17 protein-coding genes and 1 pseudogene are annotated in these 23,284 nt (G+C 69.9%); 7 read left to right on the plus strand and 11 right to left on the minus strand.

Features of this window, described 5'->3' with window-relative positions; all coding sequences use genetic code 11:
- Positions 1 to 25: 25 nt before the first annotated feature.
- The 7 genes from AB0B29_RS25490 to AB0B29_RS25520 form a co-directional block, all read right to left on the minus strand.
- Entirely contained in the window at positions 26 to 1,411 is a 1,386-nt protein-coding gene (locus AB0B29_RS25490) for an NAD-dependent succinate-semialdehyde dehydrogenase (protein ID WP_362243807.1), read from the minus strand.
- Positions 1,408 to 1,842 (minus strand): cupin domain-containing protein, encoded by a 435-nt coding sequence (locus tag AB0B29_RS25495; protein ID WP_362243808.1) that lies wholly within the window; start codon positions 1,840 to 1,842, stop codon positions 1,408 to 1,410. The genes AB0B29_RS25490 and AB0B29_RS25495 overlap by 4 nt, the downstream gene beginning before the upstream one ends.
- A gap of 14 nt (positions 1,843 to 1,856) precedes the next feature.
- Positions 1,857 to 2,159, minus strand: coding sequence for a putative quinol monooxygenase (locus AB0B29_RS25500; RefSeq protein ID WP_362243809.1), 303 nt, complete (start codon positions 2,157 to 2,159; stop codon positions 1,857 to 1,859).
- Positions 2,156 to 3,259 carry an Ldh family oxidoreductase gene (locus AB0B29_RS25505; protein ID WP_362243810.1) on the minus strand — a complete coding sequence of 368 codons (1,104 nt, stop codon included), beginning with the start codon at positions 3,257 to 3,259 and terminating at the stop codon, positions 2,156 to 2,158. Before AB0B29_RS25505 ends, AB0B29_RS25500 begins: the two co-directional genes overlap by 4 nt.
- 116 nt (positions 3,260 to 3,375) lie before the next feature.
- Positions 3,376 to 4,101 carry a GntR family transcriptional regulator gene (locus AB0B29_RS25510; protein ID WP_362243811.1) on the minus strand — a complete coding sequence of 242 codons (726 nt, stop codon included), beginning with the start codon at positions 4,099 to 4,101 and terminating at the stop codon, positions 3,376 to 3,378.
- Positions 4,102 to 4,143: 42 nt separating this feature from the next.
- Positions 4,144 to 4,392, minus strand: coding sequence for a transposase (locus AB0B29_RS25515; RefSeq protein WP_362243812.1), 249 nt, complete (start codon positions 4,390 to 4,392; stop codon positions 4,144 to 4,146).
- Positions 4,393 to 4,696: 304 nt separating this feature from the next.
- Positions 4,697 to 5,248 (minus strand): snapalysin family zinc-dependent metalloprotease, encoded by a 552-nt coding sequence (locus AB0B29_RS25520; RefSeq protein ID WP_362243813.1) that lies wholly within the window; start codon positions 5,246 to 5,248, stop codon positions 4,697 to 4,699.
- Positions 5,249 to 5,753: 505 nt separating this feature from the next.
- On the opposite strand from AB0B29_RS25520, the gene AB0B29_RS25525 reads away from it, so the two are divergent.
- Entirely contained in the window at positions 5,754 to 7,517 is a 1,764-nt protein-coding gene (locus tag AB0B29_RS25525; protein ID WP_362243814.1) for a lysyl oxidase family protein, read from the plus strand.
- A gap of 525 nt (positions 7,518 to 8,042) precedes the next feature.
- Complete coding sequence (locus tag AB0B29_RS25530) at positions 8,043 to 9,533, plus strand: SulP family inorganic anion transporter (protein WP_436845879.1); 1,491 nt, start codon at positions 8,043 to 8,045, stop codon at positions 9,531 to 9,533.
- 66 nt (positions 9,534 to 9,599) lie between these two features.
- On the opposite strand, the gene AB0B29_RS25535 is transcribed toward AB0B29_RS25530, so the two are convergent.
- The 3 genes from AB0B29_RS25535 to AB0B29_RS25545 all read right to left on the minus strand — a co-directional run bounded on the left by AB0B29_RS25535 (position 9,600) and on the right by AB0B29_RS25545 (position 14,753).
- A complete protein-coding gene (locus AB0B29_RS25535) occupies positions 9,600 to 12,047 on the minus strand; it encodes an ATP-binding SpoIIE family protein phosphatase (protein ID WP_362244084.1) in 2,448 nt (815 codons plus the stop codon).
- Between the two features lie 178 nt (positions 12,048 to 12,225).
- Positions 12,226 to 13,479 carry an SLC13 family permease gene (locus AB0B29_RS25540; protein ID WP_362243816.1) on the minus strand — a complete coding sequence of 418 codons (1,254 nt, stop codon included), beginning with the start codon at positions 13,477 to 13,479 and terminating at the stop codon, positions 12,226 to 12,228.
- A gap of 104 nt (positions 13,480 to 13,583) precedes the next feature.
- Positions 13,584 to 14,753 (minus strand): PrpF domain-containing protein, encoded by a 1,170-nt coding sequence (locus tag AB0B29_RS25545; RefSeq protein ID WP_362243817.1) that lies wholly within the window; start codon positions 14,751 to 14,753, stop codon positions 13,584 to 13,586.
- Between the two features lie 169 nt (positions 14,754 to 14,922).
- Here AB0B29_RS25545 and AB0B29_RS25550 point away from each other — a divergent pair, with 169 nt between their 5' ends.
- The 3 genes and pseudogenes from AB0B29_RS25550 to AB0B29_RS25560 form a co-directional block, all read left to right on the plus strand.
- A complete protein-coding gene (locus AB0B29_RS25550; protein ID WP_362243818.1) occupies positions 14,923 to 15,876 on the plus strand; it encodes a LysR family transcriptional regulator in 954 nt (317 codons plus the stop codon).
- A 266-nt stretch (positions 15,877 to 16,142) separates the two neighbouring features.
- Entirely contained in the window at positions 16,143 to 17,450 is a 1,308-nt protein-coding gene (locus AB0B29_RS25555; RefSeq protein ID WP_362243819.1) for a glucuronoxylanase, read from the plus strand.
- A gap of 89 nt (positions 17,451 to 17,539) precedes the next feature.
- Positions 17,540 to 17,905: pseudogene (locus AB0B29_RS25560) on the plus strand (peptidase inhibitor family I36 protein); the annotation flags it as partial.
- On the opposite strand, the gene AB0B29_RS25565 reads toward AB0B29_RS25560, so the two are convergent.
- Entirely contained in the window at positions 17,883 to 18,212 is a 330-nt protein-coding gene (locus AB0B29_RS25565; RefSeq protein WP_362243820.1) for a helix-turn-helix transcriptional regulator, read from the minus strand. The pseudogene AB0B29_RS25560 and the gene AB0B29_RS25565 sit on opposite strands and share 23 nt — an antisense overlap.
- Before the next feature lie 106 nt (positions 18,213 to 18,318).
- On the opposite strand from AB0B29_RS25565, the gene AB0B29_RS25570 reads away from it, so the two are divergent.
- A complete protein-coding gene (locus tag AB0B29_RS25570) occupies positions 18,319 to 18,723 on the plus strand; it encodes an STAS domain-containing protein (RefSeq protein ID WP_362243821.1) in 405 nt (134 codons plus the stop codon).
- Between the two features lie 263 nt (positions 18,724 to 18,986).
- Positions 18,987 to 23,258 carry a HAMP domain-containing protein gene (locus AB0B29_RS25575; protein WP_362243822.1) on the plus strand — a complete coding sequence of 1,424 codons (4,272 nt, stop codon included), beginning with the start codon at positions 18,987 to 18,989 and terminating at the stop codon, positions 23,256 to 23,258.
- The last annotated feature ends 26 nt before the right edge of the window (positions 23,259 to 23,284 follow it).

Genomic DNA, 23,284 nt, shown 5'->3' on the forward strand with positions numbered 1-23,284 from the left:
CGTGGTCCGGCAGGGCGGGATCGGGTCAGGTGGTGACCCAGTAGGTGCGGGTGTTGGTGAACTCGCGGATGCCGGCGGCGGCCAGTTCGCGGCCGTGGCCGCTGCGCTTGGTGCCGCCGAAGGGCAGGCGGGGGTCGGATGCGACGATCGCGTTGACGAAGGCCGCTCCGCTGGTGATACGGCGGGCGAGGGCGACGCCACGGCTCGGGTCGGCCGTCCAGATGCTCAGGCCGAGCCCGTACGGCGTGGCGTTCGCGAGCCGTACGGCGTCCTCGTCGTCCCGGGCGACGGCGATGGCGGCGAGCGGGCCGAAGGTCTCCTCGTCGAAGGCGGGCATTCCCGGGCCGGTGTCGCCCAGGACGGTGGGCTGGTGGAAGAAGCCGTCGCCGGGCACGGGCTTGCCGCCGGTCAGGAGGCGGGCTCCGGCGGCGACGGATTCCTCGACCTGTCGCTGGATCGCGGCCCGCAGGTCGTCGCGGGCGAGCGGGCCGACCTGCGTCTGTCGTTCGCGCGGGTCGCCGACGCGCAGGGCTTCGACCCCGGCCACGAACGCGGCGGTGAACGCGTCCGCCACGGGGGCGGCGACGATGAACCGCTTCGCGCATACGCAGCTCTGCCCGGAGTTGGTGAAGCGCGCCTTCACCGCGGCAGCCGCGGCCACTTCGATGTCGGCGTCGTCCAGGACCACGAAGGCGTCCGACCCGCCCAGTTCCAGTACCGATTTCTTCGCCGCGCGCCCGGCCGCCGAACCGACGGCCGCGCCGGCCCGGTTGCTCCCGGTGAGGGTGACGGCCGCGACGCGGTCGTCCTCGATGAGCCGAACGGTCACGTCGGACACGTCGGTGTCGGCGATCACCAGTGTGGTCACCAGGTGCTCGGGGAAACCGGCTTCCACGAAGAGGTCCTGGAGGGCGAGCGCGCTGCCGGTGACGTTGGAGGCGTGCTTGAGCAGGACGCCGTTGCCGGCCACCAGGGAGGGGACGGCGAAGCGCATGACCTGCCAGACGGGGAAGTTCCACGGCATCACGGCCAGGACGAGTCCGGTGGGCTCGTAGGCCACCCAGGCTTGTGCCCCGTCGATCTCGACGCGCTCGTCGGCGAGGATGCCGGGGCCCTGCCGGGCGTAGTACTCGGCCGTGACCGCCGACTTCTCGACCTCACCCTCGGCCTCGCCGACCGGCTTTCCCATCTCGGCGACGGCCAGGGAAGCGAGGTGGTCCTTGTGCTCGCGCAGGGTCTGAGCAAGGCGGTGGGCGCGCGCGGACCGCTCGGTGACCGGCACCAGGGCCCAGGCACGACTCGCGGCGTGGGCCCGGGCCACAGCGGTCTCGATACGGTCCGCGTCCCAGCCTTCATACGTGGCGGTCGGCTCACCGGTTGTCGGGTCGACGGTCTGCAGGATGCCGCTCATGCGGTGGGTGCCCCTCCCTTGTCGTGAGCGGAGAGGTGCTCGAAGGTCTCGCCGGTGGCGGTGATGGTGCGGGTGACGTCCCGGCCGCCGTAGACCCAGTAGATCCGCATGACGTCCTCGCCGCGGTTGAAGAAGCGGTGCGGGATCCCGGCCGGCACCCAGGTGGCCTGGCCGGGCTCCAGGTCGAAGAACTCGCCGTCGATCTCGGCGGTCGCCTCGCCTTCGAGGATCAGTACGGACTCCTCGACGTTGTGGCTGTGCAGGGGGAGGCCGGTGCCGGGCTGGAAGACCGTCTGGCCGGTGGTGATGACGGCCTTCTCCGAGTTCCACTTGCCGACGTAGGGGATGGTGGCCACACCGCCGCCGCGGTCGAAGCGTTCGACCTCGTCGGGGTGGATGAGCAGATTCGGCCCAGCGGGCTTGGTGCACATGAAGTCGGTTCCGTTCAGGAGTGGTGGAACAGGCGGCGGGAGAGTGTGTTGACCTGGCTGCCGGGGACGACGTACTTCGCCGCGGCCTCGCGCCAGACCTTGAAGTGGGGCGCGGCGCGGTGTGCCTCGACGGAGGCCTCGTCGTCGTAGATCTCGTGGAAGACGAAGTGGTGGTCGTCGGCCAGGTCGCAGACGACGTCGAAGTAGCGGCAGCCGGGCTCGTCGGTGAAGGAACGCTCGGCGTTCTCCTCGATGGCCTTGAGGAAGTCCTCACGGTAGCCGGGGTTGACCTGGAGGGACACGGTCAGGGCGATCATGCGGGCAGCTCCTGGGAGATGGCTTCGGGCAGGGGCAGGGGCAGGGGCAGGGGCAGGGGCAGGGGCAGGCGTACGGCGGTGGCGTCGGCGATGCGTTCGAGGGCGGCCCAGGTGTCGTCGACGAGCGTGATGCCCTCGGTGCGCAGCCGCTCGGCGGTGCGGATCTCCGGCTCACCGGGGACGAAGATCTCGTCGGTGCCGGGCACGGTCGGGGTGGACTTGGTCTCCTCGATCAGGGCCTCCATCCTCTGCTCGAACTCGGCTGGGTCGGCCATCGACCGGATGTCGACGCACAGCAGCAGATGGCCGACGCCGCTGCGGCCGGTGGACCGGTAGGGGCCGACGACCGCCGAGCCGAAGGCGCTGCCGGTCAGCACGCCCGCCAGCACGTCGAACATGAAAGAGATCGCGTAACCCTTGTGGCCGGCCATCGGCAGGATCAGGCCCTCGATCGCACGCCGCGGATCGGTGGTCGGCACGCCCGCGGCGTCGGCCGCCCAGCCCTCGGGAATCGGCTCACCGCGCTCCTTGGCGTGGTAGATCTTGCCGCGCGCCACGGCCGTGTTCGCGATGTCCATCACGACCGTGCCGTAACGGCCGCCAGGGGCGGCGATCGACCACGGATTGGTGCCGACTCGCTTCTCCTTGCCGCCCCAAGGGGGCATGGCCGGGCTGGCGTTGGTGGCCAGCAATGCCACGCATCCCTGCTCGGCGGCCCTGCGCGTGAAGTACGCCGCGGTCCCGAAGTGACCGGAGTTGCGGACGGCGACCGCGCTGATGCCGTGGAAACGGGCACGCTCCACGCTCAGGGCCACCGCGCGCTCGGTGAGCACCTGACCCAGACCGTCACGGCCGTCGACCACGACAACGGCTCCGTTGTCGCTGACGACTTCCGGGTCCGCGACGGCCGTGGTGGCCCCGCTCGCCAGGCGGTCGAGGTACCAGGGCAGGCGCAGCATGCCGTGGGACGCATGTCCCCACAGCTCCGCGGTCACCAGCGTGTCCGCGAGAAGACGGGCGTCCGCAGGCGGAACGCCGTGTGCCTCGGCAGTGGCGGTGGCGAAACCCAGCAGGTCGGCGGCGCCGACGGTATGCGGCATGAGGCGGACTCTCCCCTCCGGAAATAATGTATCCAGTCCTGTATACATTAAAACTTGAAGACATCACAGGCCGTGAGGCGCCGTGCCCCAGCGCCTTCGCCCGGGCGGGAGGTGTCTCAGCCTGCGACGTCCAGCGACACGTCCGTACCGAATGTCAGATCCTGGCTCGTCAGACTGTCGATGAGCGCCTGCAAGGTCTGCGCGAGGTGGTGCCGGCAGGCCGCCTCCGCCGCCTGGGCGTCCCCGTGCGTGACCGCCTTCAGCATCGCGCGGTGCTCCTCCAGCGAGGTCAGCATGCGACGCGGGCCGCTGTGCGAGAGGTGACGCAGGCGCACGGTCTGACTGCGCAGGTCGCGGATCGTGCGGGCGAGGTAGGGATTGCGGCAGGCCGCGATGACCGCCTGATCGAACGCCTCGGTGATGTCGTAGAACTGCTGGTACGAGCCCACCTGCGCGGCGGAGTCCAGCGCGCGGAAGGACTCGTCGAAGACCTCCAGCCGCTCCAGCAGTTCATGGAACGGCGCCAGCACCCGCTCGTCGGCCGAGCCCGCCGTGGCGACCGAGGCGGCCGCCCGGGGCTCCAGCAGCATCCGGAACTCAAACAGGGCGCGCACACCGCCCAGGGAGATGGCGGCCACCCGGGCCACCTCCCCCGGCACGAAATCGACCAGCCCTTCCCGGGCCAGCCGCCTGATCGCCTCCCGCACCGGCGTCCGTGAAGCCCCCAGCTCCTCGCCCAGTTGGACCTCACTCAGCTTGGCTCCCGGCCGCATCCGAAGCGACTCAATGTCACCCTTCAGCCGCTCGTAGACCGCCTCGCTCTTGCCAGTCGCCCGGGCCATGAGACTCCCTGTCATCCACACGCACACTCTTCTGTATACAGACTACGACTGGTGCGCTGCTTGTAGGCCTCGCGGTCGAAGGCCGGCGGCCTGCCGCCCCGGCTGCCTCGACGCAGCCGGTGGCCAGTTGCCGTACTTCTCCGGCAGGTGGACCCACTGCGTTCCGGTCTGGAACTTGAAGGCGATCGCGTCAATCACCTCACGATGATCCCGCCAGCGACCACCCCGCTTCGGCGTGCGATCCGGGAGTAACGGCTCGATCCGCGCCCACTGCGCGTCTGTTAACGGCACACCCGGACCAACGAACGACTGATCCGTCGACCACTGGGCTCGACAAGTGCCCCACCGTGACCGTGGACGGCCACAAGGCGCTCAGCGGAAACATCGTCGCAGGCCGTACCTCGTCGAAGTACAGTGCTCAAGGCCGACGCCGGCAGCGTCACGTGGAAGTTCGAGCGCGTCTGACGTCGTCCTGCCGCAGCGGGCCTGCTGTTCTTTCGAGCCCCGAGCCGCATGAGTTGCCCTGCCGGTCGATTCCCGGCAGGGCAATACGTGCGAGCCGGCCCCTGTGCCACGGTCGGAGCCTGTTGCCTGCCTACCGTGGAGCGAGTGCCGACCCCCACCAAGGGACTCGGTCGCCGACGTCGTTGGCGGCGAAGAAGTCCCTGACGGCGGCCTTCTCCGCGGCGTCGGGCCGGGTGTTGACGCAGTCCGATCCGCCCCAGGCACCCGACATCACCTTGGAGCAGGGGCTGCCCGGGCCCAGGTCGGGAAGCGACAGGATGTGGCCCAGTTCGTGGACGACGATGCGAGAAGGCCTGTACAGCTGGGCGTCCCCGACTTCGAGGTACACCCAACCCCGCCCCGCTCCCTTGATGTTGACGTGGGACTGGACTCCCTTGGCCGTCTCGTACTCCATGACCCGTAGCGGCGCCGGAGTGTCCTGTTCGACGAACTTGATCGACGGGACGGCCGTGTTCCAGATTTGGATCGCCTCGCGCGCCGCGTCCGTGTAGGAGCCGGCCAGCAGGAGGTCGATCGGGATGACCTCGGGGGCAGGGTCGGCCGCGCCGGCCGGAGTGCTGGTACCCAGCAGGGCACCGGATGCCAGGGCCACCGTCGACAACAGGCTCACCGTTCGGGCCATGGACATGCCTCCATTCGATTGTGAAAGGAGGCTAGACACGTCGGGTGGGGTCCTCAACGCACCTTCAGGCCGGTTCATCCGGGGAAGACAGGGGAAGAGCGTCGGCCCGCCGGGCTGTGACTGTGACCGATACAGCGGTCCCGCCGGTGATCGTGTGGGTGCTGATGTCGAGGTGTGGACCCGGAACAGCACAGGAACCTGTGTGGCGTCGAAGGGGCCGTCCGTTCAGTCGACGAGTACCGGATACTCCTGGCGCCTGATCCGGTTGGCCAGTTGAGACTCCTCTCGGGCGAGGAGTGCCCCACCGGCGGCCGGATTTCGTCACTGCAACGGCATTCGGCCAACACTCCACCCCCTTTGCGTGCTCGGACAACCGCGCGGCCGGTCGGTTCCTCTCACAGCGCGGGCGGAGCGAAACGCCTCTCACGTGACGGCCGCGGCCCGGACCTCGCAGACGTGCCGTGCCGCCTGCTTCCTTCTCACAGCACCGAAGGACGAGGTACCCATGACCAGAAGAAGGACCGCTCGGCTGCGGCGCACGCTGCTCGCCGGCACCACGGCCGTCGCCGTGACGGCCGTTACGGCCGGCATCGTGGCCGCAGCGCAGGACCCTGCGAAGGCCGCGAAGGGCCCCGAGCTGAGCCTTGTCGCGGCGGCCACTTCGGTGACGCTCACCTCCTGGAAGGAGGAGCCGGGTGTGTACCTGGACCTCGGCACCTACCTCATCGCCGAGGGGACGCCGCTGGAGCTCAAGGTGACCCGCAAGTCCTACAAGGACCCGGTGGCTGTCACCCAGACCGTGTACGAGGGTGGCAAGGCCAAGGCGAAGAAGCTGCCCGCGGGCACCGTGAAGGACTTCTCCGGGCTGCCCGGCTTCTCAGAGATCACCCTCACCGACAAGGCCGGCAAGAAGGTCCTCAGCCGCAGCGAGAGCTTCTGCCCGAACAACGCCAGCGGCCGCGTGCGGCCCGACGCACCCTCCACGTCCAAGTATCCGGAGAGCTGCCCCACCAACCCCTTCACCCTCGGCTCGGTATGGGGCGTCGAGAAGGGCTGGGCGGCCAACACCTACGCCGGCTCCTACACCGAACCGGTCCAGCTGCCGGCCGGTACGTACACGGCCAAGGTCGGTGTCGCCAAGAAGTACCGCGCCTTGTTCGGCATCGCCGACAAACCGGCCACGGTCAAGGTGACCGTGGTGGAACGAAGCGACGAGGACGAAGGCATCACCGGGGCGGCGCCCCGCTCCGCGAAGGCCGGCGAGCACGCCGGGCACGCCGGGCACGGTGCCGGTCACCGGGCGCCGGCCGCGCACGCGGGTCACGGGCCGGGACATGCCCCGACGCCCGCCGAGGCCGCCGCACCGGTGACGAGCGGTGCGGGCCCCTCGTACAACGTGGGCCACGGCCCGCTGAAGGCCGCGCCGCCGGCCCTGCCGTGGGCACTGAAGAAGAAGCAGAATTCCGCACGGTCTCCGCAGGCCGGGGACACCGGCGGCCAGACCGACGGCTCGCGTCAGGCGCCCGCTCTCCAACCGCCGGCGAAGCGCCCCACGGGCACGCCCTCCGTCCCGGACGTCCCCAAGCCGGACCTGCGCTCGCTGCCGGCCTACGGCATCACCATCAGCGACGGCGACGAGGACATCCCGGGCAAGGACTACCTGGCGTTCAGTGCCAACGTCTGGAACGCCGGCCCGGCGCAGCTCGTGGTGGACGGGTTCCGCTCGCCCGGCAAGGCCAAGATGGACGCCTACCAGTACTTCTACGACGCCAAGGGCAAGCAGGTCGGGTACACCCCGACCGGCACCATGGAGTGGGACCCGCGCCCGGGCCATGTGCACTGGCACTTCACCGACTTCGCCAGTTACCGGCTGCTGAAGGCCGACAAGAAGGAGGCCGTGCGCAGCGGGAAGGAAGCGTTCTGCCTGGCCAACACCGACGCGATCGACTACACGGTGAAGAACGCCAACTGGCACCCGTACAACACGGACCTGGCCACCGCCTGCGGTGAGGAGAACTCGATCTCCGTCCGCGAGGTGCTGGACGTCGGATCGGGTGACACGTACACCCAGGACCTGCCGGGCCAGTCGTTCGACATCACCGACGTGCCCAACGGCACCTACTACATCCAGGTGCTGGCCAACCCCGCGAAGCGGCTGAAGGAAACCAACCTCGGCAACAACAGCGCCCTTCGGAAGATCGTCCTCGGCGGCGAGCCGGGCAAGCGGACGGTCACGGTGCCCGCGCACGACCTGGTGAACGCCAACTGACCCCACCGCGCGACGGCTGGAGCGTCCCCGCCCGAGCAGGGCGGGGACGCGGTTCTCCGAGCGCGCAGTTCCCTCGGGGAACGCAGACCCTGCCGGCCTTCTCTCCTCGGTCGTACCGCCACTGAGCCGGGCCGGTTCTCGAGGCCTGTCGCGTCCCGTGCGGCCCCACCGGCCTCCGCTGCGACGTCGGGGTAGAGTTGCAGATCGTGACGGCGGTCTGAGCGTCCCGCTGCTACAGTCCGGGGCCGGTGTCGCCCCCGGCCGAGATTCGATGTGCAGGAGAGAGCGTGCGCGAGCCCAAGGTGCTGATCGCCGCCGCCTGCCCGCCGTGATCTCTCGTCTCTCTGCGTGAGTCGCCCGGCCGCCCCGTGCCGCGCCTCCCGCCACACCCCCTTCTGCTTCCGGCCCGCCCCTCGGGCCGTCCGCGGAGTGCCGCCCCGGCCTCCGCGCGTCCGCACGCCCCCGGCCTGTGCCGACGGGTGTGCCCGAGCACGACTGGTACGCATCTCCTTGTCATCTGCTGCTGTGTCTCCTGCCGCGCGGCTGCGCCGCCTGCGTCCCGACTGGGTGAACAACCCGAAGGTCTGGCGCACCGAGGTCCTGGCCGGTCTGGTCGTCGCCCTCGCGCTGATCCCGGAGGCGATCTCGTTCTCGATCATCGCCGGAGTCGACCCGGCGATCGGCCTGTTCGCGTCGTTCACCATGGCCGTGACCATCTCCGTCGTCGGCGGCCGCCGCGCCATGATCTCCGCGGCGACCGGCGCCGTTGCCCTGGTCATCGCACCCCTGAACCGGGAGCACGGCTTCGGCTATCTCGTCGCCGCCGTCATCCTGGCCGGCGTCTTCCAGATCCTCCTCGGCGCGGTCGGGGTCGCCAAGCTGATGCGGTTCGTGCCGCGCTCGGTGATGGTCGGCTTCGTCAACGCGCTCGCCGTTCTGATCTTCATGGCTCAACTGCCGGAGATGCACGACGTGCCGTGGGCCGTCTACCCGCTGATCGTCGGCGGGCTCGCGCTGATGGTGTTCTTCCCGAAGGTCACCACGGTGATCCCGGCACCGCTCGTCTCCATCGTCATCCTCACCGTGATCACCCTCGCGGCCGGGATCGCGGTGCCGACCGTCGGTGACAAGGGTGCCCTGCCGTCCTCGCTGCCTACTCCCGGCCTTCCGGACGTGCCGTTCACCCTCGACACCCTCACCACCGTCGCCCCCTATGCGCTCGCCATGGCGCTGGTCGGCCTGATGGAGTCACTGATGACGGCGAAGCTGGTCGACGACATCACCGACACCCGCTCGAACAAGACCCGCGAGTCCATCGGCCAGGGCATCGCCAACATCGTCACCGGCTTCTTCGGGGGCATGGGCGGCTGCGCCATGATCGGGCAGACCATGATCAACGTACGGGTGTCCGGAGCCCGCACCCGGCTGTCGACGTTTCTGGCGGGCTCGTTCCTGATGGTGCTGTGCATCGTCTTCGGCCCGGTCGTCTCCGACATTCCCATGGCCGCCCTCGTCGCCGTGATGGTGATGGTGTCCTTCGCGACCTTCGACTGGCACTCCATCGCCCCCAAGACGCTGAAGCGCATGCCGGCCGGGGAGATCACCGTCATGGCGCTCACCGTCGCCGTCGTGGTCGCCACCCACAACCTCGCCATCGGCGTCGTCGTCGGCACCATCACCGCCATGGTGATCTTCGCCAAGCGCGTCGCCCACCTGGCCGAGGTCACCGCGGCAACCGACCCCGACGGCAGCCAAGTCGTCTACCGGGTCACTGGTGAGCTGTTCTTCGCCTCCTCCAACGAGCTGGTCACGCAGTTCGACTACGCCACCGACCCGGACAAGGTCGTCATCGACCTGTCCGGCACCCACATCTGGGACGCCTCCTCCGTCGCCGCCCTGGACGCGATCGAGACCAAGTACGCCCAGCGCGGCAAGAGCATCGAGATCATCGGCCTGAACCGGCCCAGTGCCCAGATCCACCAGAAGCTCAGCGGCGAACTCACCGGCAGCCACTGACCGCCGGCGCCGCAATCAACGAGCGATCGGACGACTGTGGGCGGAGACCGTCCGCGGGCGGGACCGTCAATGCCGCCCGGCCTGGGGAAGGGGCTGTGCGCACCAGATCGTCTTGCCGTCGGTGGTGTGCCGGGTGCCCCACCCTTCGGTGAGCTGGGCGACGAGCAGCAGGCCCCGGCCGCCCTCGTCGAAGGCCCGGGCCCGGCGCAGGTGCGGAGCGGTGTTGCTGGTGTCGGAGACCTCGCAGATCAGGGAGGTGTCGCGAATCAGCCGCAGTCTGATGGGCGGCTCACCGTATCTGATGGCGTTGGTGACCAGTTCGCTGACGACCAGTTCGGTGACGAACGCCGCCTCCTCCAGGCCCCAGGCGTCCACTTGGTCCACGGCGAGTTTCCTGGCGCGCGGCACCTGCGCGGTGTCGGGCTCGACGTCCCAGTCGGCGACGTGGTGGGGATCCAGCGCGTGAGTGCGAACGAGCAGCAGGGCCGCGTCATCGGTGCGGCGCTGCGGAAGCATGGCGTCCATCACCGTGTCGCACAGGGCCTCCAGCGAGGTGGTCGGGTGGTTCAGGGCTCGCTGCAGTTCGGCCGTCCGCTGGTCGACGTCGCGCTCGCGGCTTTCCACCAGTCCGTCGGTGTAGAGGGCGAGCAGGCTGCGCTCCGGCAGTTCGAGCTCGGTGGCCTCGAACGGCAGCCCGCCGATGCCGAGCGGCGGTCCCGGATGGACGGGTACCGGGATCCGGGTGCCGTCCTGGGAGACGATCAGCGGCGGAGGATGGCCGGCGCTCGCCAGCGTGAGGTGCCGGGAGACCGGGTCGTAGACCGTGTAGAGGCAGGTGGCCCCTGACTCGCCGGTCGGCTGGAAGTCGCCGGTGGGCCGGAGGTCGCTGGCGAGGTGGAGGACCAGGTCGTCCAGGTGGGTCAGCAGTTCGTCCGGTGGCAGATCGACGTCGGCGAGGGTGCGCACCGCCGTGCGCAGCCTGCCCATGCTGGCCGAGGCGTGCAGGCCGTGACCGACGACGTCGCCGACGACCAGGGCGACCCGGGCTCCGGACAACGGAATGACGTCGAACCAGTCGCCGCCCACTTCCGTACCGGTCCCGCCGGGCAGGTAGCGGGAGGCCACCTCGACCGCCTCCTGCTTCGGCAGCCCTTGCGGCAGCAGGGTGCGTTGCAGGGTCAGCGCGGTGGTGCGCTCGCGCGAGTACCGGCGGGCGTTGTCGATGGCGACGGCGGCCTTCGCGGTCAGCTCCTCGGCGAGGATCAGGTCGTCGGCGGTGAAGGCCTCGGGCCGGTCGACGCGGGAGAAGGCGACGACGCCGAGCAGCGCGCCGCGCGCCCGGAGCGGCACGGTGATCCGGCCGGTCAGTCCGTCCGCGGCGATGGACGCGTCGATCACCGGGTTGCCCGGGGGCCAGTGGGCCGGGTCGGCGGCGAGTCCGGGCCCGAAGGCCCACTCGCCGCCCTGGCCGGGCCCGGCGGAGAGCTCGACCGTGGACCTGCCGGCGGCCATGCAGCGGGCGGCGACGGAACCCGGCCCGTGCGTGACCGCTGTCGTGGCCCCCGGAGCCTGGCCGGCGTCCGCCTTCGCGCTGTGCTGGGCGGCACGGGTTAGCTTGATGGGCTCGTCGGCGGCGAACGGGAATCCTGAGGGCGGTTCCTCTCCGCGCAGCACCTCGTCGAAGAGGTCCACGCTGACGAGGTCGACGAATCCCGGCACCGGAGTCATGGCCAGTTCCTGGGCGGTGCCGATCACGTCGAGGGTCCGGCCGATGCCGCCACTGGCCTCGTTGAGGATGAGCAGGCGTTGCCGAGCCCAGTACTCGGCGCTCATGTCGAATCCCCAGTTGGCGATCGCGCGGACCCTGCCCTCGGCATCCCGGACGGGCCAGATGCTGGTGGCCCAGGCGTTGGCGTAGTCGCTGCCGCGCGGGCGGAAGACGGTGATGAGACGCGTGGGCTCGCCCGTCCTCGCCACTTGGGCGAGCGCGTCGGTGTAGGGCTTGTCGTCCCTCTCGGGAAACAGCGTGCGGTCGAATTCCGGAAGCACCTCCCGGTACTTCCTGCCGAGCACCTGCTCCTCGGAGTGCGCGATCACCCGGCCCGAGGAGGCATTGATCCACAGGAACCGCAGTTCGGGGTCGTAGACGCCCAGAGCGAAGGGGGACTGCTCGAAGGCCCGGTCGGCGATCACCGGACGGCGTCCCCAATGCTGGATGGTCACCACGTGGCCAGTGGCCCGTCCGTCGGGCCCGGACAACGGGTGGGCCGATACCACAGCGTCCACTGTGGAGCCGTCCCGGTGGCGCAAGGGGACCAGCCCTGTAAGGCCGGCACCGAAGCCCTCCGGGAAGCCGGGTGGCGGGGGATCGACCAGCAGGTCGGCCACGGGGCGTCCGACGGTGTCCTCCGCTGTCCAGCCCAGCAGCAGCCGGCCCCCCTCACTCCAGCCGCTCACCAGGCCGTCCGGGCCCACCACGACAGCGGCAGTGGGGGCATCCTGCTTGCCGGGCATCTCCACGTACCACGCCTCCGTCCGGACTGCCGCCCCGTCAGGGCTGGTCTCCAGCGGTTGCTTCCAGCCTAGATCGGCCTCCGCTGCATGGCGCTCCAGGCCCCCGTGCCCTCCCACGGCACCTCCTGGTTCCTGCCGGTCGGCGGCGCTCACCAGGCGAAGGACGAACCACCGGCCGCTACGACCAGGGCAGGACCAGCGCGCCCCAGGCGACGACGGGTCCGAGGGCGACGACTCCGCCGGTGTAGCCGATGACCTGGCGGTAGAAGCGGCGGGGGTCCACCCCGCGGGCGTTGCTGAGGACCAGCGCGCCGTTGGTGGAGAAGGGCGAGGTGTCGACGATCGTCGTGGAGACGGCGAGAGCGGCGATCAGCCCGGCGGCGCTGAGGTGACTGGACAGCAGCAGCGGTACGGCGATCGGGATGATCGCGGTGAGGATCGCGGTGGAGGAGGCGAAGGCGGACGTGACGGCCACGGTGAAGCACAGCAACAGGGCGACGGCGACCGGTGCGCCCAGGCCCGCCGCGTGCTCGGAGATGTTCTCGATGATGCCGGCCTTCTCCAGCATGGCGATGTAGGTCATCATGCCCGCGACCAGCAGCAGGGTGGACCAGCTGACGCCGTCCACCGCCTTCTCCTGGCGCTTCATGTCCACCAGGGCCAGCAGCGCACCGGCCGCGAGGGCGAGGAAACCGATCTCCAGATGGAAGCCGAGCGCGCCGATGACGAGGGCGGCCAGGCAGGCGAGGGTCAGCCACTGACGCCAGTCGGGCCTGCCGGACACGGCGAGGTCCCGCTCCTCGGCCGCTTCCGCCGAGCCCTCGGCCGACGGAACGGTGCGCTTGGCCAGCAGCACGTAGGTGAGCGCCGAGAGCACCAGGTTGATCAGGAAGCTCGCGCTGAACAGCGTCACCGCGGAGATGTGCAGTTCCGTCTTGTCGACCAGGCCGAGCACCAGCGCACCGGACACCGCGAGCGGGGAGAACGCGCCCGCGTGTCCGCCGCTGATCACCATCATGCCCACGACCAGCGGGTTGAGCCTGTAGCGGTAGGCGAAGTTCATGCCGATCGGCGCGAGGATCGCCACCGCCGCAGGAGTGAAGGTGCCGAACGCCGTCAGCAGAGCGGCCACCAGGAACAACACCCAGGGGATGAGGGCGACCTTGCCGCGCACCAGCCGTACCCCGGCCGCGACCAGCCGGTCGATGGTGCCGTTGCGGCGGGCGACGGAGAACAGGTAGGTGACCCCGACGATGGTCACGAAGAGCTTCGCCGGGAACCCCTCGAAGATCTGGTCCTCGGTGAGGCCGAGCGAGGCGGTGCCGACCGCGAAGGCGGCGACGAAGGCGAGGATGCCCAGGTTGATCGGCAGCACCGTGCCGACCATGAACATCACCAGCAGCGCGCCTATGGAGATCACTTCAGCAGACATCTTCGTCCTTGGTGCGATGGGGAGGGGCGCGCCCCAGGGGCGCGAGGGGTATCCCGGTGCGGACGGCTGGGGGACCGGCCGACCGGGGTGATGTCCGTCCCGGTTCAGGCGGCTTGCGTGCGGCCCGCTCCCGGGACGTGGATGCGGCCGGTGTCCGGGACGTGGATGCGGCCGGTCTCCGGGACGTAGATACGGGCGTCGGCGAGCAGCCGCGCCGCGCGTTGCACGGTGACCCTCCGCGGCAGGCCGTCCCGTAGGTCGGTGCAGCGGACCGCGACGATGCCGGCGGGTGTGCCCAGACGCAGCCATTCGTCTGCCGGGCCGCCCGTGGTCCGGCAGACCACGGAGTCCTCGACGAGCCCGGCCGCCGCGACGGCGACGGCGGAGGTCAGACCGATCGCGGGGTGCGGGGCGTTCATGCTGAGCATGCGCACCGAGACGTCGTAGTCCTCGGCCGCGATCCGCTCCCCGAGGGTGGTGGTGTAGGGCACCGGCGGGCCCACCAGGCCCACCTTGGGCACCGCGTCGCCGGGTTCGACGCCCGGCTCGACCAGCCCCATGAGCGGTGCGGCGGCACGACGGACGCCGCGCAGCCAGGGCACGTCCGCGCCCATCCGCTCCAGCGACTCGGCACCGGTGCGTCCGGCGCGGAGGGCGTCGATGAGGACGACGGGTGCTCCGGCGTCCACCATGCTCACCCGCACCGGCCCGGCGGCAGCGACCGGCAGATCCTGCACGGCCTGCCCGGTGGGGAGCAGTGAACCGGTGGTGCCGCCGGCCGGATCGCGGAAGGTGAGACCGACGGCGACCCCGCCGGCACGGGTGCCGGGGACGGTCTGGCGGCCGAAGTGGTGCACGACGCCACCGGTGGTGTCGACGAGCCCTTCGAGGACCGCGCCGGTGTTGGCGTTGCGCATCACCACACGAGTGTGGTCGCCGGTGATCGCCACCAAGCCCTTCGCGACCGCGTACAGCGCGACCCCCGTGGCGCAGTTGCCGCAGTTGCTCGTCCACTCGACCGAGCCCGTGCCGATGCCCACCTGGGCGAAGAGATAGTCCACGTCCACGCCGGGTTCGGGGGCCGCGCCGACCACCGCCGCCTTCGAGGTGGTGGGGGTCGCCCCGCCCACACCGTCGAGTTCCACGGGGTCGGTGGCGCCGTATGCGGAGACCAGCAGCCTCTCCAGGTCGCCACGGCCGGCGGGGACGTCGACCTGGTTGAACAGCCAGCACTTGCTGGTGCCGCCACGCACCAGGGTCGCGGGAGTGTGCACGCTGAGCTCTTCCTTGATCAATGAGGGGGAGGGAATGGCCGAGGCGGTGGTGTCGGGCCCATTGCGGGCCGGTGAACCGGTCGGCGACTGCGGAGACCTTCGCAGAGGCGTGACTTCGGAACAATCGTGGTTCGCTTCAGGTGGGTTTAGCTCCGCTAAAGTCGAACGCATGCTGAACGTGCGCCGACTGCTGCTGCTCACCGAGGCCACCGAACGTGGGTCGCTCACCGCCGCGGCGGAGGCCCTGGGCATGACCACGTCCGCCGCCTCCCAGCAGATGTCCCTGCTGGAACAGGAGGCCGGACAGCCCCTGATCGAGCGGCTGCCACGCGGGATCCGCCCCACCCCGGCGGGTGTCGCGCTGGCGGGGCGCGGACAGGCGATCCGCCGTGAACTGAGGGCGGCGCAAGCCGACTTGGACTCCTTCACGGCCCTGGACCAGGGCACTTTGCGGCTGGGTTCCTTCCCCACGGCCAGCGCGTCCCTGCTGCCGCTCGCGCTCACCCGCTTCCGGCGTCGTCACGCCGGCATCCGCATCGAGGTGCGCGCCGGGATCCTCGCCGAGCTCCGGGAAATGCTGCACACCGGCGAGGTGGAGCAGGGGCTGCTCTGGGACTACGAGTGGAACCGCCTCGACGATCCGGCGCTCACCCTCACCCACCTCCTGGACGACCCCACGGTGCTGGTCGTCCCCGCCGACTCGCCCCTTCGCAATCATCCCTCCGTGCGCCTCGGCGACCTCGCCGACCAGGAGTGGATCATCCGCGCCGACAACCACCCCGTCGCCGACGTCCTGCGCCGAAGCTGCCGCCGGGCGGGCTTCGAGCCGCACATCGCCTACTCCTCGCACGACTACCAGGAGGCACAGGCCATGGTCGCCGCCGGGCTCGGCATCGCGCTTGCCCCTCGCCTGGCCCTCACCAGCCGGCGCAGCGACGTACGTCTCCTGCCCTTCGCCTCCGACGTACCGGCCCCCACCCGCCGCATCCTGCTCGCCCGCGCCACGGCCCGCCCCGCCACTCCACCCGCCCAGGCGATGGTCCGTGTCCTGCGCACGGTGGCACAGCGGTTCACGGCCCCCGGCCTGCACCGGACCCAACTCGGCGCGGTACGGCGCGGCTGAGGACAGGCCCGGGCCTCATGCCTGTCGCGGCTGAGGACACGCAGCGTCCTAGCCCCATGGAGCCCGCGCAGCCGCCACACGACTGGTTCCCCTGAGCCTTGACGACGAAAGGGCGCGCACCTACGTTCCCTACACCGCTCCCGATCGGCCGATCTCCCGAAACTTTCGCCCTGGGGGAGCGCTCCCACCTCCCGTCCAGGCCGGCAGAGCAGACGCCGAGACGGCAGACACCGAGACGGCAGACGCCCCTCTGCCAAGGAGGAACCATGTCTTTGCACCGCATCGGATCCAGCACCACAGGGCCGGAATCTCCAGGGCGTCGTGCCCTTCTGGCGACGATGGGCGCACTGCCCGTCCTCGCGGCCGCGGCACCGGCCGTCGGGGCACCTCGCACACCGTCCGTCGCGGCCGCCGTGACCGTCGACCCGTCGGCGACGCGGCAGACGATCCGGGGATTCGGCGGCATGAACCATCCGCTCTGGATCGGCGACCTGACCTCCGCTCAGAGGGACACGGCCTTCGGCAACGGCGAAGGGCAACTCGGTTTCTCGATGCTGAGAATCTTCGTCTCCGAGGACCGGGCGAACTGGAACCGCGAGGTCGCGACGGCCAGGCGGGCGATCGAGCTCGGGGCGACCGTCTTCGCATCCCCCTGGAACCCGCCCGCTCACATGGTCGAGACCTTCGTCCACGGCCAGCAGACCGACGCGAAGCGGCTCCGGTCCGACTCGTACGGCGCCTACGCACAGCACCTGAACGACTTCGTCGGCTTCATGCGGAACAACGGAGTGAACCTGTATGCCATCTCCGTGCAGAACGAGCCCGACTACGCGCATGACTGGACGTGGTGGACTCCGGGCGAGATGACCAGGTTCCTGCGGGAGAACGCCGGCTCGATCAGTACCAAGGTCATCGCCCCTGAGTCCTTCCAGTATGTGAAGAGCTTCTCGGACCCGATCCTCAACGACGCCAGGGCACTCGCCAACGTGGACATCCTCGGGGCCCACCTCTACGGCACACCGTTCCAGAACTTCCCCTACCCCCTCTTCAAGCAGAAGGGCGGGGGCAAGGAACTGTGGATGACGGAGGTCTACTACCCCAACAGCAGCGATTCGGCCGATCTCTGGCCCCAGGCACTCGGCGTCGCCGAGCACGTCCACCGCGCGATGGTGGACGCCGAGTTCCAGGCCTACGTGTGGTGGTACATCCGGCGCGGCTACGGGCCCATGCGGGAGGACGGCCGGATCAGCAAGCGCGGTGCCGGCATGGCGCACTTCTCCAAGTTCGTCCGCCCGGGGTATGTGCGCGTCGCGGTGACGCCGAATCCCGCGCCGAACGTCTTCGTCTCGGCGTACAAGGGAAGCGGCTCCCGGCTGGTCATCGTCGCCGTCAACAAGGGAACCGCAGGAGTGAGTCAGCAGTTCGTCCTGCAGAACAACACCTCGTCCGGTGTGTCGTCCTGGCTGACGGACGCAAGCAGGAACCTCGCGGCCCAGAACAGGATCACCCTGTCGAACGGCTCCTTCACCGGTCAGCTTCCCGCTCAGAGCGTGACGACCTTCGTCACCGGGTGAGGATCCCCCTCCGGCCTTCCCGCATCCCCAGGTGAGGGACGCCAGGGAGCCGGGGTGACCGCGCACGGCCCGGCCTCCTCGCCGGTGCCCTCACCACGGCCGGCCCGGCAGACGCCGTCGAGTGCCCGCGCGGTGAGTTCTGCCTCTGGCAGAACGCCGACTTCTCCGGCCAGCGTGCCAACTGGTCCGGCGACGACCGTTGGTGGGAGAGCTGGATCGCGGACACGGACTCCTCCTGGGCGAACCACGGGATCTCGGGGCCGGGGGTCAAGGACCATGTCAGGGTCTACTCCAGCGCCAGTCTGGGCGGACACATGACGATCCGTCTCACCCCCGGCCAGGAAGTCGGCTACAACGGCGCGGCCAACGACAAGGCTGACTCCCACCGAGCGAGCCGTCATCGAGCGAGACCTCGAGGTCCTCGCAGGCCGGCTATCCGGCGACGGGATTCCTGACCCGGGCGGACTCGTCCTGCAGGAGCAGGGAGAGCAGGGAAGCCACGGACAGGCCTGCTTCGGCCGGGTGGCGCAACACCTTGTCCGGCTCGATGCGGTAGGTGTTCGTGCGTCCGTCCCGGGTGTGGGAGAGATAACCGTCCTGCTCCAGATCGGCGATGATCCGGGAGACGGCACGTTCCGTGAGACGGCAGCGGGCAGCGATGTCACGGATGCGGACGTTCGGGTTGTCGGCAATGACTGCCAGTACGCGCGCGTGGCTGGTGATGAACGTCCATCCGCTGTGGGACTCGGGCACTCCGACCATGCGCAGCATTTTAGAGGAGCCCGTTGCCGGAACGTAGATACGTGACATACTTTTCATGCAACATATGACGTGCTCCCCTCGGGGGATCCACAGAAGGAGCCCGACCATGCCCTGGGACGAGGCCGGCGCGCCGGCGCTCACGCGCGATGCCGGCGTCGAGACGCAGCCGGAACAGCCCGCCGCGCCCACCTCGCAAGGGGCCTCGGTGCTGCAGTACGAATGGCGCGGGGCCTGGGTCGTCATCGCCCGCGGCTCCTACGACATGGACTCGATCACGCCATTGGCGGACGCGCTCCCGGTCGCGGCCAGGAAGCATCCGAAGGTGATCCTGGACGCCTCCGGCATCACCTTCGCCGACTCGGCCCTGCTGAATCTGCTGATCCTGACCCACCAGGCGGGCACCCTGCGGGTCGTGGCGCCGTCGGCGCAGCTGCGGCGGCTCTGCGAGATCACCGGGATCGACGCCCTCCTGGAGATCCGGGACTCCGTCGACGACGCCGCCGTCTCCTGAGCGGGCCGGCCTCGCTCGCCCGGCACTTCCCCGGTCCGCCTGCCGGCGCCGACGGGTCCGGGGGCGCCGGCGCAGTTCGGCCGAGGATGGTTGCTCCGGCTTTGTTCAGGGCTTGAAACGTGGGTTAACCTGCGGCGTATTTCCACACCGCATACACATCTGTGACCGTGGAACACGCTTGCATGACAACCGGGCCGCACATCGGTCCGGGGGGTCCGAGTCCTCTGCTCAGAGGGCTCTCGGGGAGCGGAACGAGGGTGCGCATGACCAGCGACAGCACTGGGGTCGTCGATGCGGTGCCGGGTGATCAGGAGTTGCGTCGGCTGCTGGCCGGTCTGACAGCCGTTCGCGACGGGGACTTCGGTACCCGGCTGCCGGACGACGCGGACGGCCTCATGGGCGACATCGCCACGGTCTTCAACGGCATGGTCGACCAGCTGTCCGTGTTCACCTCCGAAGTCACCCGAGTGGCCCGTGAGGTCGGCACCGAGGGCACGCTCGGCGGGCAGGCGGAGGTGCCGGGAGTCTCGGGCACCTGGGCCGACCTGACCGACTCGGTCAACGCGATGGCCGGCAACCTGACCACCCAGGTCCGCGACATCGCCCAGGTGGCCACGGCGGTTGCCAAGGGCGACCTCTCGCAGAAGATCGACGTGCCGGCCCGGGGCGAGATCCTTCAGCTGAAGGAGACCGTCAACACGATGGTCGACCAGCTGTCCGCGTTCGCCGACGAGGTCACGCGCGTGGCCCGCGAGGTCGGCAGCGAGGGACGGCTCGGCGGCCAGGCGCAGGTGCCCGGCGTGGCGGGTGTCTGGCGTGACCTCACCGACTCCGTGAACCACATGGCGGGCAACCTCACCAGCCAGGTCCGCTCCATCGCCCAGGTGACCACGGCCGTAGCCGAGGGCGACCTGTCGCAGAAGATCACGGTGGACGCGCGCGGGGAGATCCTGGAGCTGAAGAGCACCATCAACACGATGGTGGATCAGTTGTCGGCGTTCGCCGACGAGGTCACGCGCGTGGCCCGCGAGGTCGGCACCGAGGGGCGCCTCGGCGGCCAGGCGGACGTCAAGGGTGTCAAGGGCACCTGGCGCGACCTCACCGACTCGGTGAACTTCATGGCGGGCAACCTCACCGGCCAGGTCCGCAACATCGCCCTGGTGGCCACGGCGGTGGCCAAGGGCGACCTGTCGCAGAAGATCACGGTGGACGCGCGCGGGGAGATCCTGGAGCTGAAGAGCACCATCAACACGATGGTGGATCAGTTGTCGGCGTTCGCCGACGAGGTCACGCGTGTCGCCCGCGAGGTCGGCACCGAGGGGCGCCTCGGCGGCCAGGCCCAGGTGCGCGGGGTGTCGGGGACCTGGAAGGACCTCACCGACAACGTCAACGTCATGGCGTCGAACCTGACCGGCCAGGTCCGCTCCATCGCCCAGGTCGCCACCGCCGTGGCGCGCGGTGACCTGTCGCAGCGGATCACGGTGGAGGCCGCGGGCGAGGTCGCGGCGCTGGCCGAGGTCATCAACACGATGGTCGACACGCTGTCGGCGTTCGCCGACGAGGTCACCCGTGTCGCCCGCGAGGTCGGCACCGAGGGGCGCCTCGGGGGCCAGGCGCACGTGCCGAACGTCGCCGGCACCTGGAAGGACCTCACCGACAACGTCAACTCGATGGCCAACAACCTCACCGGCCAGGTGCGCAACATCGCGCTCGTGACGACCGCGGTGGCCCGGGGCGACCTGTCGAAGAAGATCGACGTGGACGCCCGCGGTGAGATCCTCGAACTCAAGACGACGATCAACACGATGGTCGACCAGCTGTCCGCGTTCGCCGACGAGGTCACGCGAGTCGCCCGCGAGGTCGGCACCGAAGGACGCCTCGGCGGCCAGGCCGAGGTCGAGGGCGTCTCCGGCACCTGGAAGCGCCTGACGGAGAACGTCAACGAACTGGCGGGCAACCTGACCCGTCAGGTGCGGGCCATCGCCGAGGTCACCAGCGCCGTCGCCGAGGGCGACCTGACCCGGTCGATCAACGTCGAGGCGTCCGGCGAGGTCGCCGAGCTCAAGGACAACATCAACTCGATGGTGGAGTCCCTGCGCGAGACCACCCGGGCCAACCAGGAGCAGGACTGGCTCAAGACCAACCTCGCCAGGATCTCGAGCCTGATGCAGGGCCACCGCGACCTGCCCGTGGTCGCCGAGCTGATCATGGACGAGCTGGTTCCGCTGGTGTCGGCCCAGTACGGAGCCTTCTACCTCGCCGAGGACGGCGAGGACGGGCCCGAACTGCGGCTCGTCGGCTCCTACGGCTACCCGGAGGAGAGCAGCCGCCCCTCCCGCATCGCCTTCGGCCGCACCCTCGTCGGACAGGCGGCGCGCAGCCGGCGCACCATCATGGTCGAGGAGCTGCCGGACGGCTACGTCACCATCTCCTCGGGCCTCGGCCAGGTGGTGCCGTCCGCACTGGTGCTGCTGCCCATCGTGGTGGAGGGCCAGGTCCTGGGCGTCATCGAACTGGCGTCGGTCACCCGCTTCACCCAGATCCACCGGGACTTCCTGGCGCAGCTGATGGAGACCATCGGCGTCAACGTCAACACCATCGTGGCCAACGCCCGCACCGACGAGCTGCTCGTCGAGTCGCAGCGCCTCACGGTCGAACTCCAGGCCCGGTCCACCGAGTTGCAGGTGCAGCAGGAGGAACTGCAGCGCTCCAACGCGGAGCTGGAGGAGAAGGCCTCGCTGCTGGTGGCGCAGAACCGGGACATCGAGGCGAAGAACCTGCAGATCGAGCAGGCGCGCCAGGAGCTGGAGACCCGTGCCCAGCAGCTGTCGCTGGCCTCGAAGTACAAGTCGGAGTTCCTGGCCAACATGAGCCACGAACTGCGCACCCCGCTCAACAGCCTGCTCATCCTCGCCCAGTTGCTCGCGCAGAACCCCTCCCGCAACCTCACCCCCAAGCAGGTCGAGTACGCGCAGATCATCCACTCCGCCGGTTCGGACCTGCTGCAGCTGATCAACGACATCCTCGACCTGTCGAAGGTCGAGGCCGGGAAGATGGACGTCACGCCCGAGCGGGTGACGCTGCGGCAGCTCATCGAGTACGTCGAGGCCACCTTCCGGCCGATGACGACGCAGAAGAGCCTCGAGTTCACGGTGACGACCGCGCCCGGCGCGCCCGCCGACGTGCTCACCGACGACTCCCGGCTGCGCCAGGTGCTGCGCAACCTCCTGTCGAACGCCGTGAAGTTCACCGAGCAGGGCGGCGTGGAACTGAGCATCGAGCCGGCCTCCGACGACGAGGTCCCCGAGGGAGTGGTGCGGGGCGCCGCCGTGGTCGCCTTCCGGGTCAAGGACACCGGCATCGGCATCCCGGAGCAGCACCTGGAGACGATCTTCGGCGCCTTCCAGCAGGCGGACGGCACGACCAGCAGGAAGTACGGCGGCACCGGCCTGGGCCTGTCCATCACGCGGGAGATCGCCCAACTGCTGGGCGGTGCCGTCTCGGTGCACAGCACGCCCGGTCAGGGCAGTACGTTCACACTGTTCCTGCCCGTGGCCCGCCCCGACTTCGAGGAACTGCTCAGCCATGGCAGGACCCTGGAGCGGGTCCTGGCGGAACCCGTGCCGGACGGACTGGCCGGCTCGGTGCCGGTGCCCCAGATCGGGCCCGGCCCCCGGCCCCGGCGTCTGCTCGTCGTGGAGGAGCGCTCGCGCGGCCTGCTGACCCTCGTCGCGGAGAGCGTGGTCGCCGACCTGACGCACGGCCGCGCCGACGGTGCCCAGCGCCCCGCGGTCGACATCATCACCGCCGTCGGCGCACAGGAGGCGGCCGGTGCCCTCGCGTCCGAGCCGTGCCACTGCGTCGTCCTGGAGCTGGACATGCCCGACGACGAGGCGTCCCGCTTCCTTCAGGCCCTGGAGGGCGATTCGGCGCTGACGAGCGTTCCGGTGCTGGTCCACAGCAGCCATCCCGCGGACGTGCCCCTGGACGAGACGCTGCGTTCCCGCTCGGAGGGCGGCGCACTGGAGTTGCTGTCCAGCCTCGACGAACTGCGCGAGCGCATCGCCCTGCACCTGTCCGCGGAGGAACCCGGGGACGTGCTCTCCCTCGTCAGGACCGAAGGGCCGCAGCATCTGACGCCGCCCGCCGTCCATGACACGTCGGCCGGCCGGACCGTTCTCGTCGTCGACGACGACGCGCGCAACCTCTTCGCGCTGAGCGGGATCCTGGAGCTCCACGGCTTCCGCGTCCTGCACGCCGAGAACGGCCGCAGAGGCATCGAGACGCTGGTGAACAATCCGGACGTCGCCCTCGTGCTGATGGACGTGATGATGCCGGAGATGGACGGTTACACCGCGACGGCCGAGATCCGCCGCATGCCGCAGTACGCCGAGCTGCCCATCATCGCCGTCACGGCGAAGGCGATGCCGGGTGACAGGGACAAGAGCCTCTCCTCGGGGGCCAGCGACTACGTCACCAAGCCCGTCGACACGCGCGACCTCATGGCCTGCGTCCGCCGCTGGCTGCCCGCATGAGCACACCGGTGCCCGGCCCCCAGACC

Source organism: Streptomyces tibetensis, assembly GCF_040647715.1.
In the GTDB taxonomy this organism is placed as follows: domain Bacteria; phylum Actinomycetota; class Actinomycetes; order Streptomycetales; family Streptomycetaceae; genus Streptomyces; species Streptomyces tibetensis_A.

What these genes read in the sequence shown, in the direction of transcription:
- AB0B29_RS25525 (WP_362243814.1), top strand. Translation starts at nt 5,754, where the DNA reads ATGACCAGAAGAAGGACCGCTCGGCTGCGGCGCACGCTGCTCGCCGGC.
- AB0B29_RS25555 (WP_362243819.1), top strand. Translation starts at nt 16,143, where the DNA reads ATGTCTTTGCACCGCATCGGATCCAGCACCACAGGGCCGGAATCTCCA.
- AB0B29_RS25565 (WP_362243820.1), bottom strand. Translation starts at nt 18,212, where the DNA reads ATGGTCGGAGTGCCCGAGTCCCACAGCGGATGGACGTTCATCACCAGC.
- AB0B29_RS25520 (WP_362243813.1), bottom strand. Translation starts at nt 5,248, where the DNA reads ATGGCCCGAACGGTGAGCCTGTTGTCGACGGTGGCCCTGGCATCCGGT.
- AB0B29_RS25570 (WP_362243821.1), top strand. Translation starts at nt 18,319, where the DNA reads ATGCCCTGGGACGAGGCCGGCGCGCCGGCGCTCACGCGCGATGCCGGC.
- AB0B29_RS25550 (WP_362243818.1), top strand. Translation starts at nt 14,923, where the DNA reads ATGCTGAACGTGCGCCGACTGCTGCTGCTCACCGAGGCCACCGAACGT.
- AB0B29_RS25540 (WP_362243816.1), bottom strand. Translation starts at nt 13,479, where the DNA reads ATGTCTGCTGAAGTGATCTCCATAGGCGCGCTGCTGGTGATGTTCATG.
- AB0B29_RS25490 (WP_362243807.1), bottom strand. Translation starts at nt 1,411, where the DNA reads ATGAGCGGCATCCTGCAGACCGTCGACCCGACAACCGGTGAGCCGACC.
- AB0B29_RS25505 (WP_362243810.1), bottom strand. Translation starts at nt 3,259, where the DNA reads ATGCCGCATACCGTCGGCGCCGCCGACCTGCTGGGTTTCGCCACCGCC.
- AB0B29_RS25500 (WP_362243809.1), bottom strand. Translation starts at nt 2,159, where the DNA reads ATGATCGCCCTGACCGTGTCCCTCCAGGTCAACCCCGGCTACCGTGAG.
- AB0B29_RS25510 (WP_362243811.1), bottom strand. Translation starts at nt 4,101, where the DNA reads ATGGCCCGGGCGACTGGCAAGAGCGAGGCGGTCTACGAGCGGCTGAAG.
- AB0B29_RS25495 (WP_362243808.1), bottom strand. Translation starts at nt 1,842, where the DNA reads ATGTGCACCAAGCCCGCTGGGCCGAATCTGCTCATCCACCCCGACGAG.
- AB0B29_RS25575 (WP_362243822.1), top strand. Translation starts at nt 18,987, where the DNA reads ATGACCAGCGACAGCACTGGGGTCGTCGATGCGGTGCCGGGTGATCAG.
- AB0B29_RS25535 (WP_362244084.1), bottom strand. Translation starts at nt 12,047, where the DNA reads ATGCCCGGCAAGCAGGATGCCCCCACTGCCGCTGTCGTGGTGGGCCCG.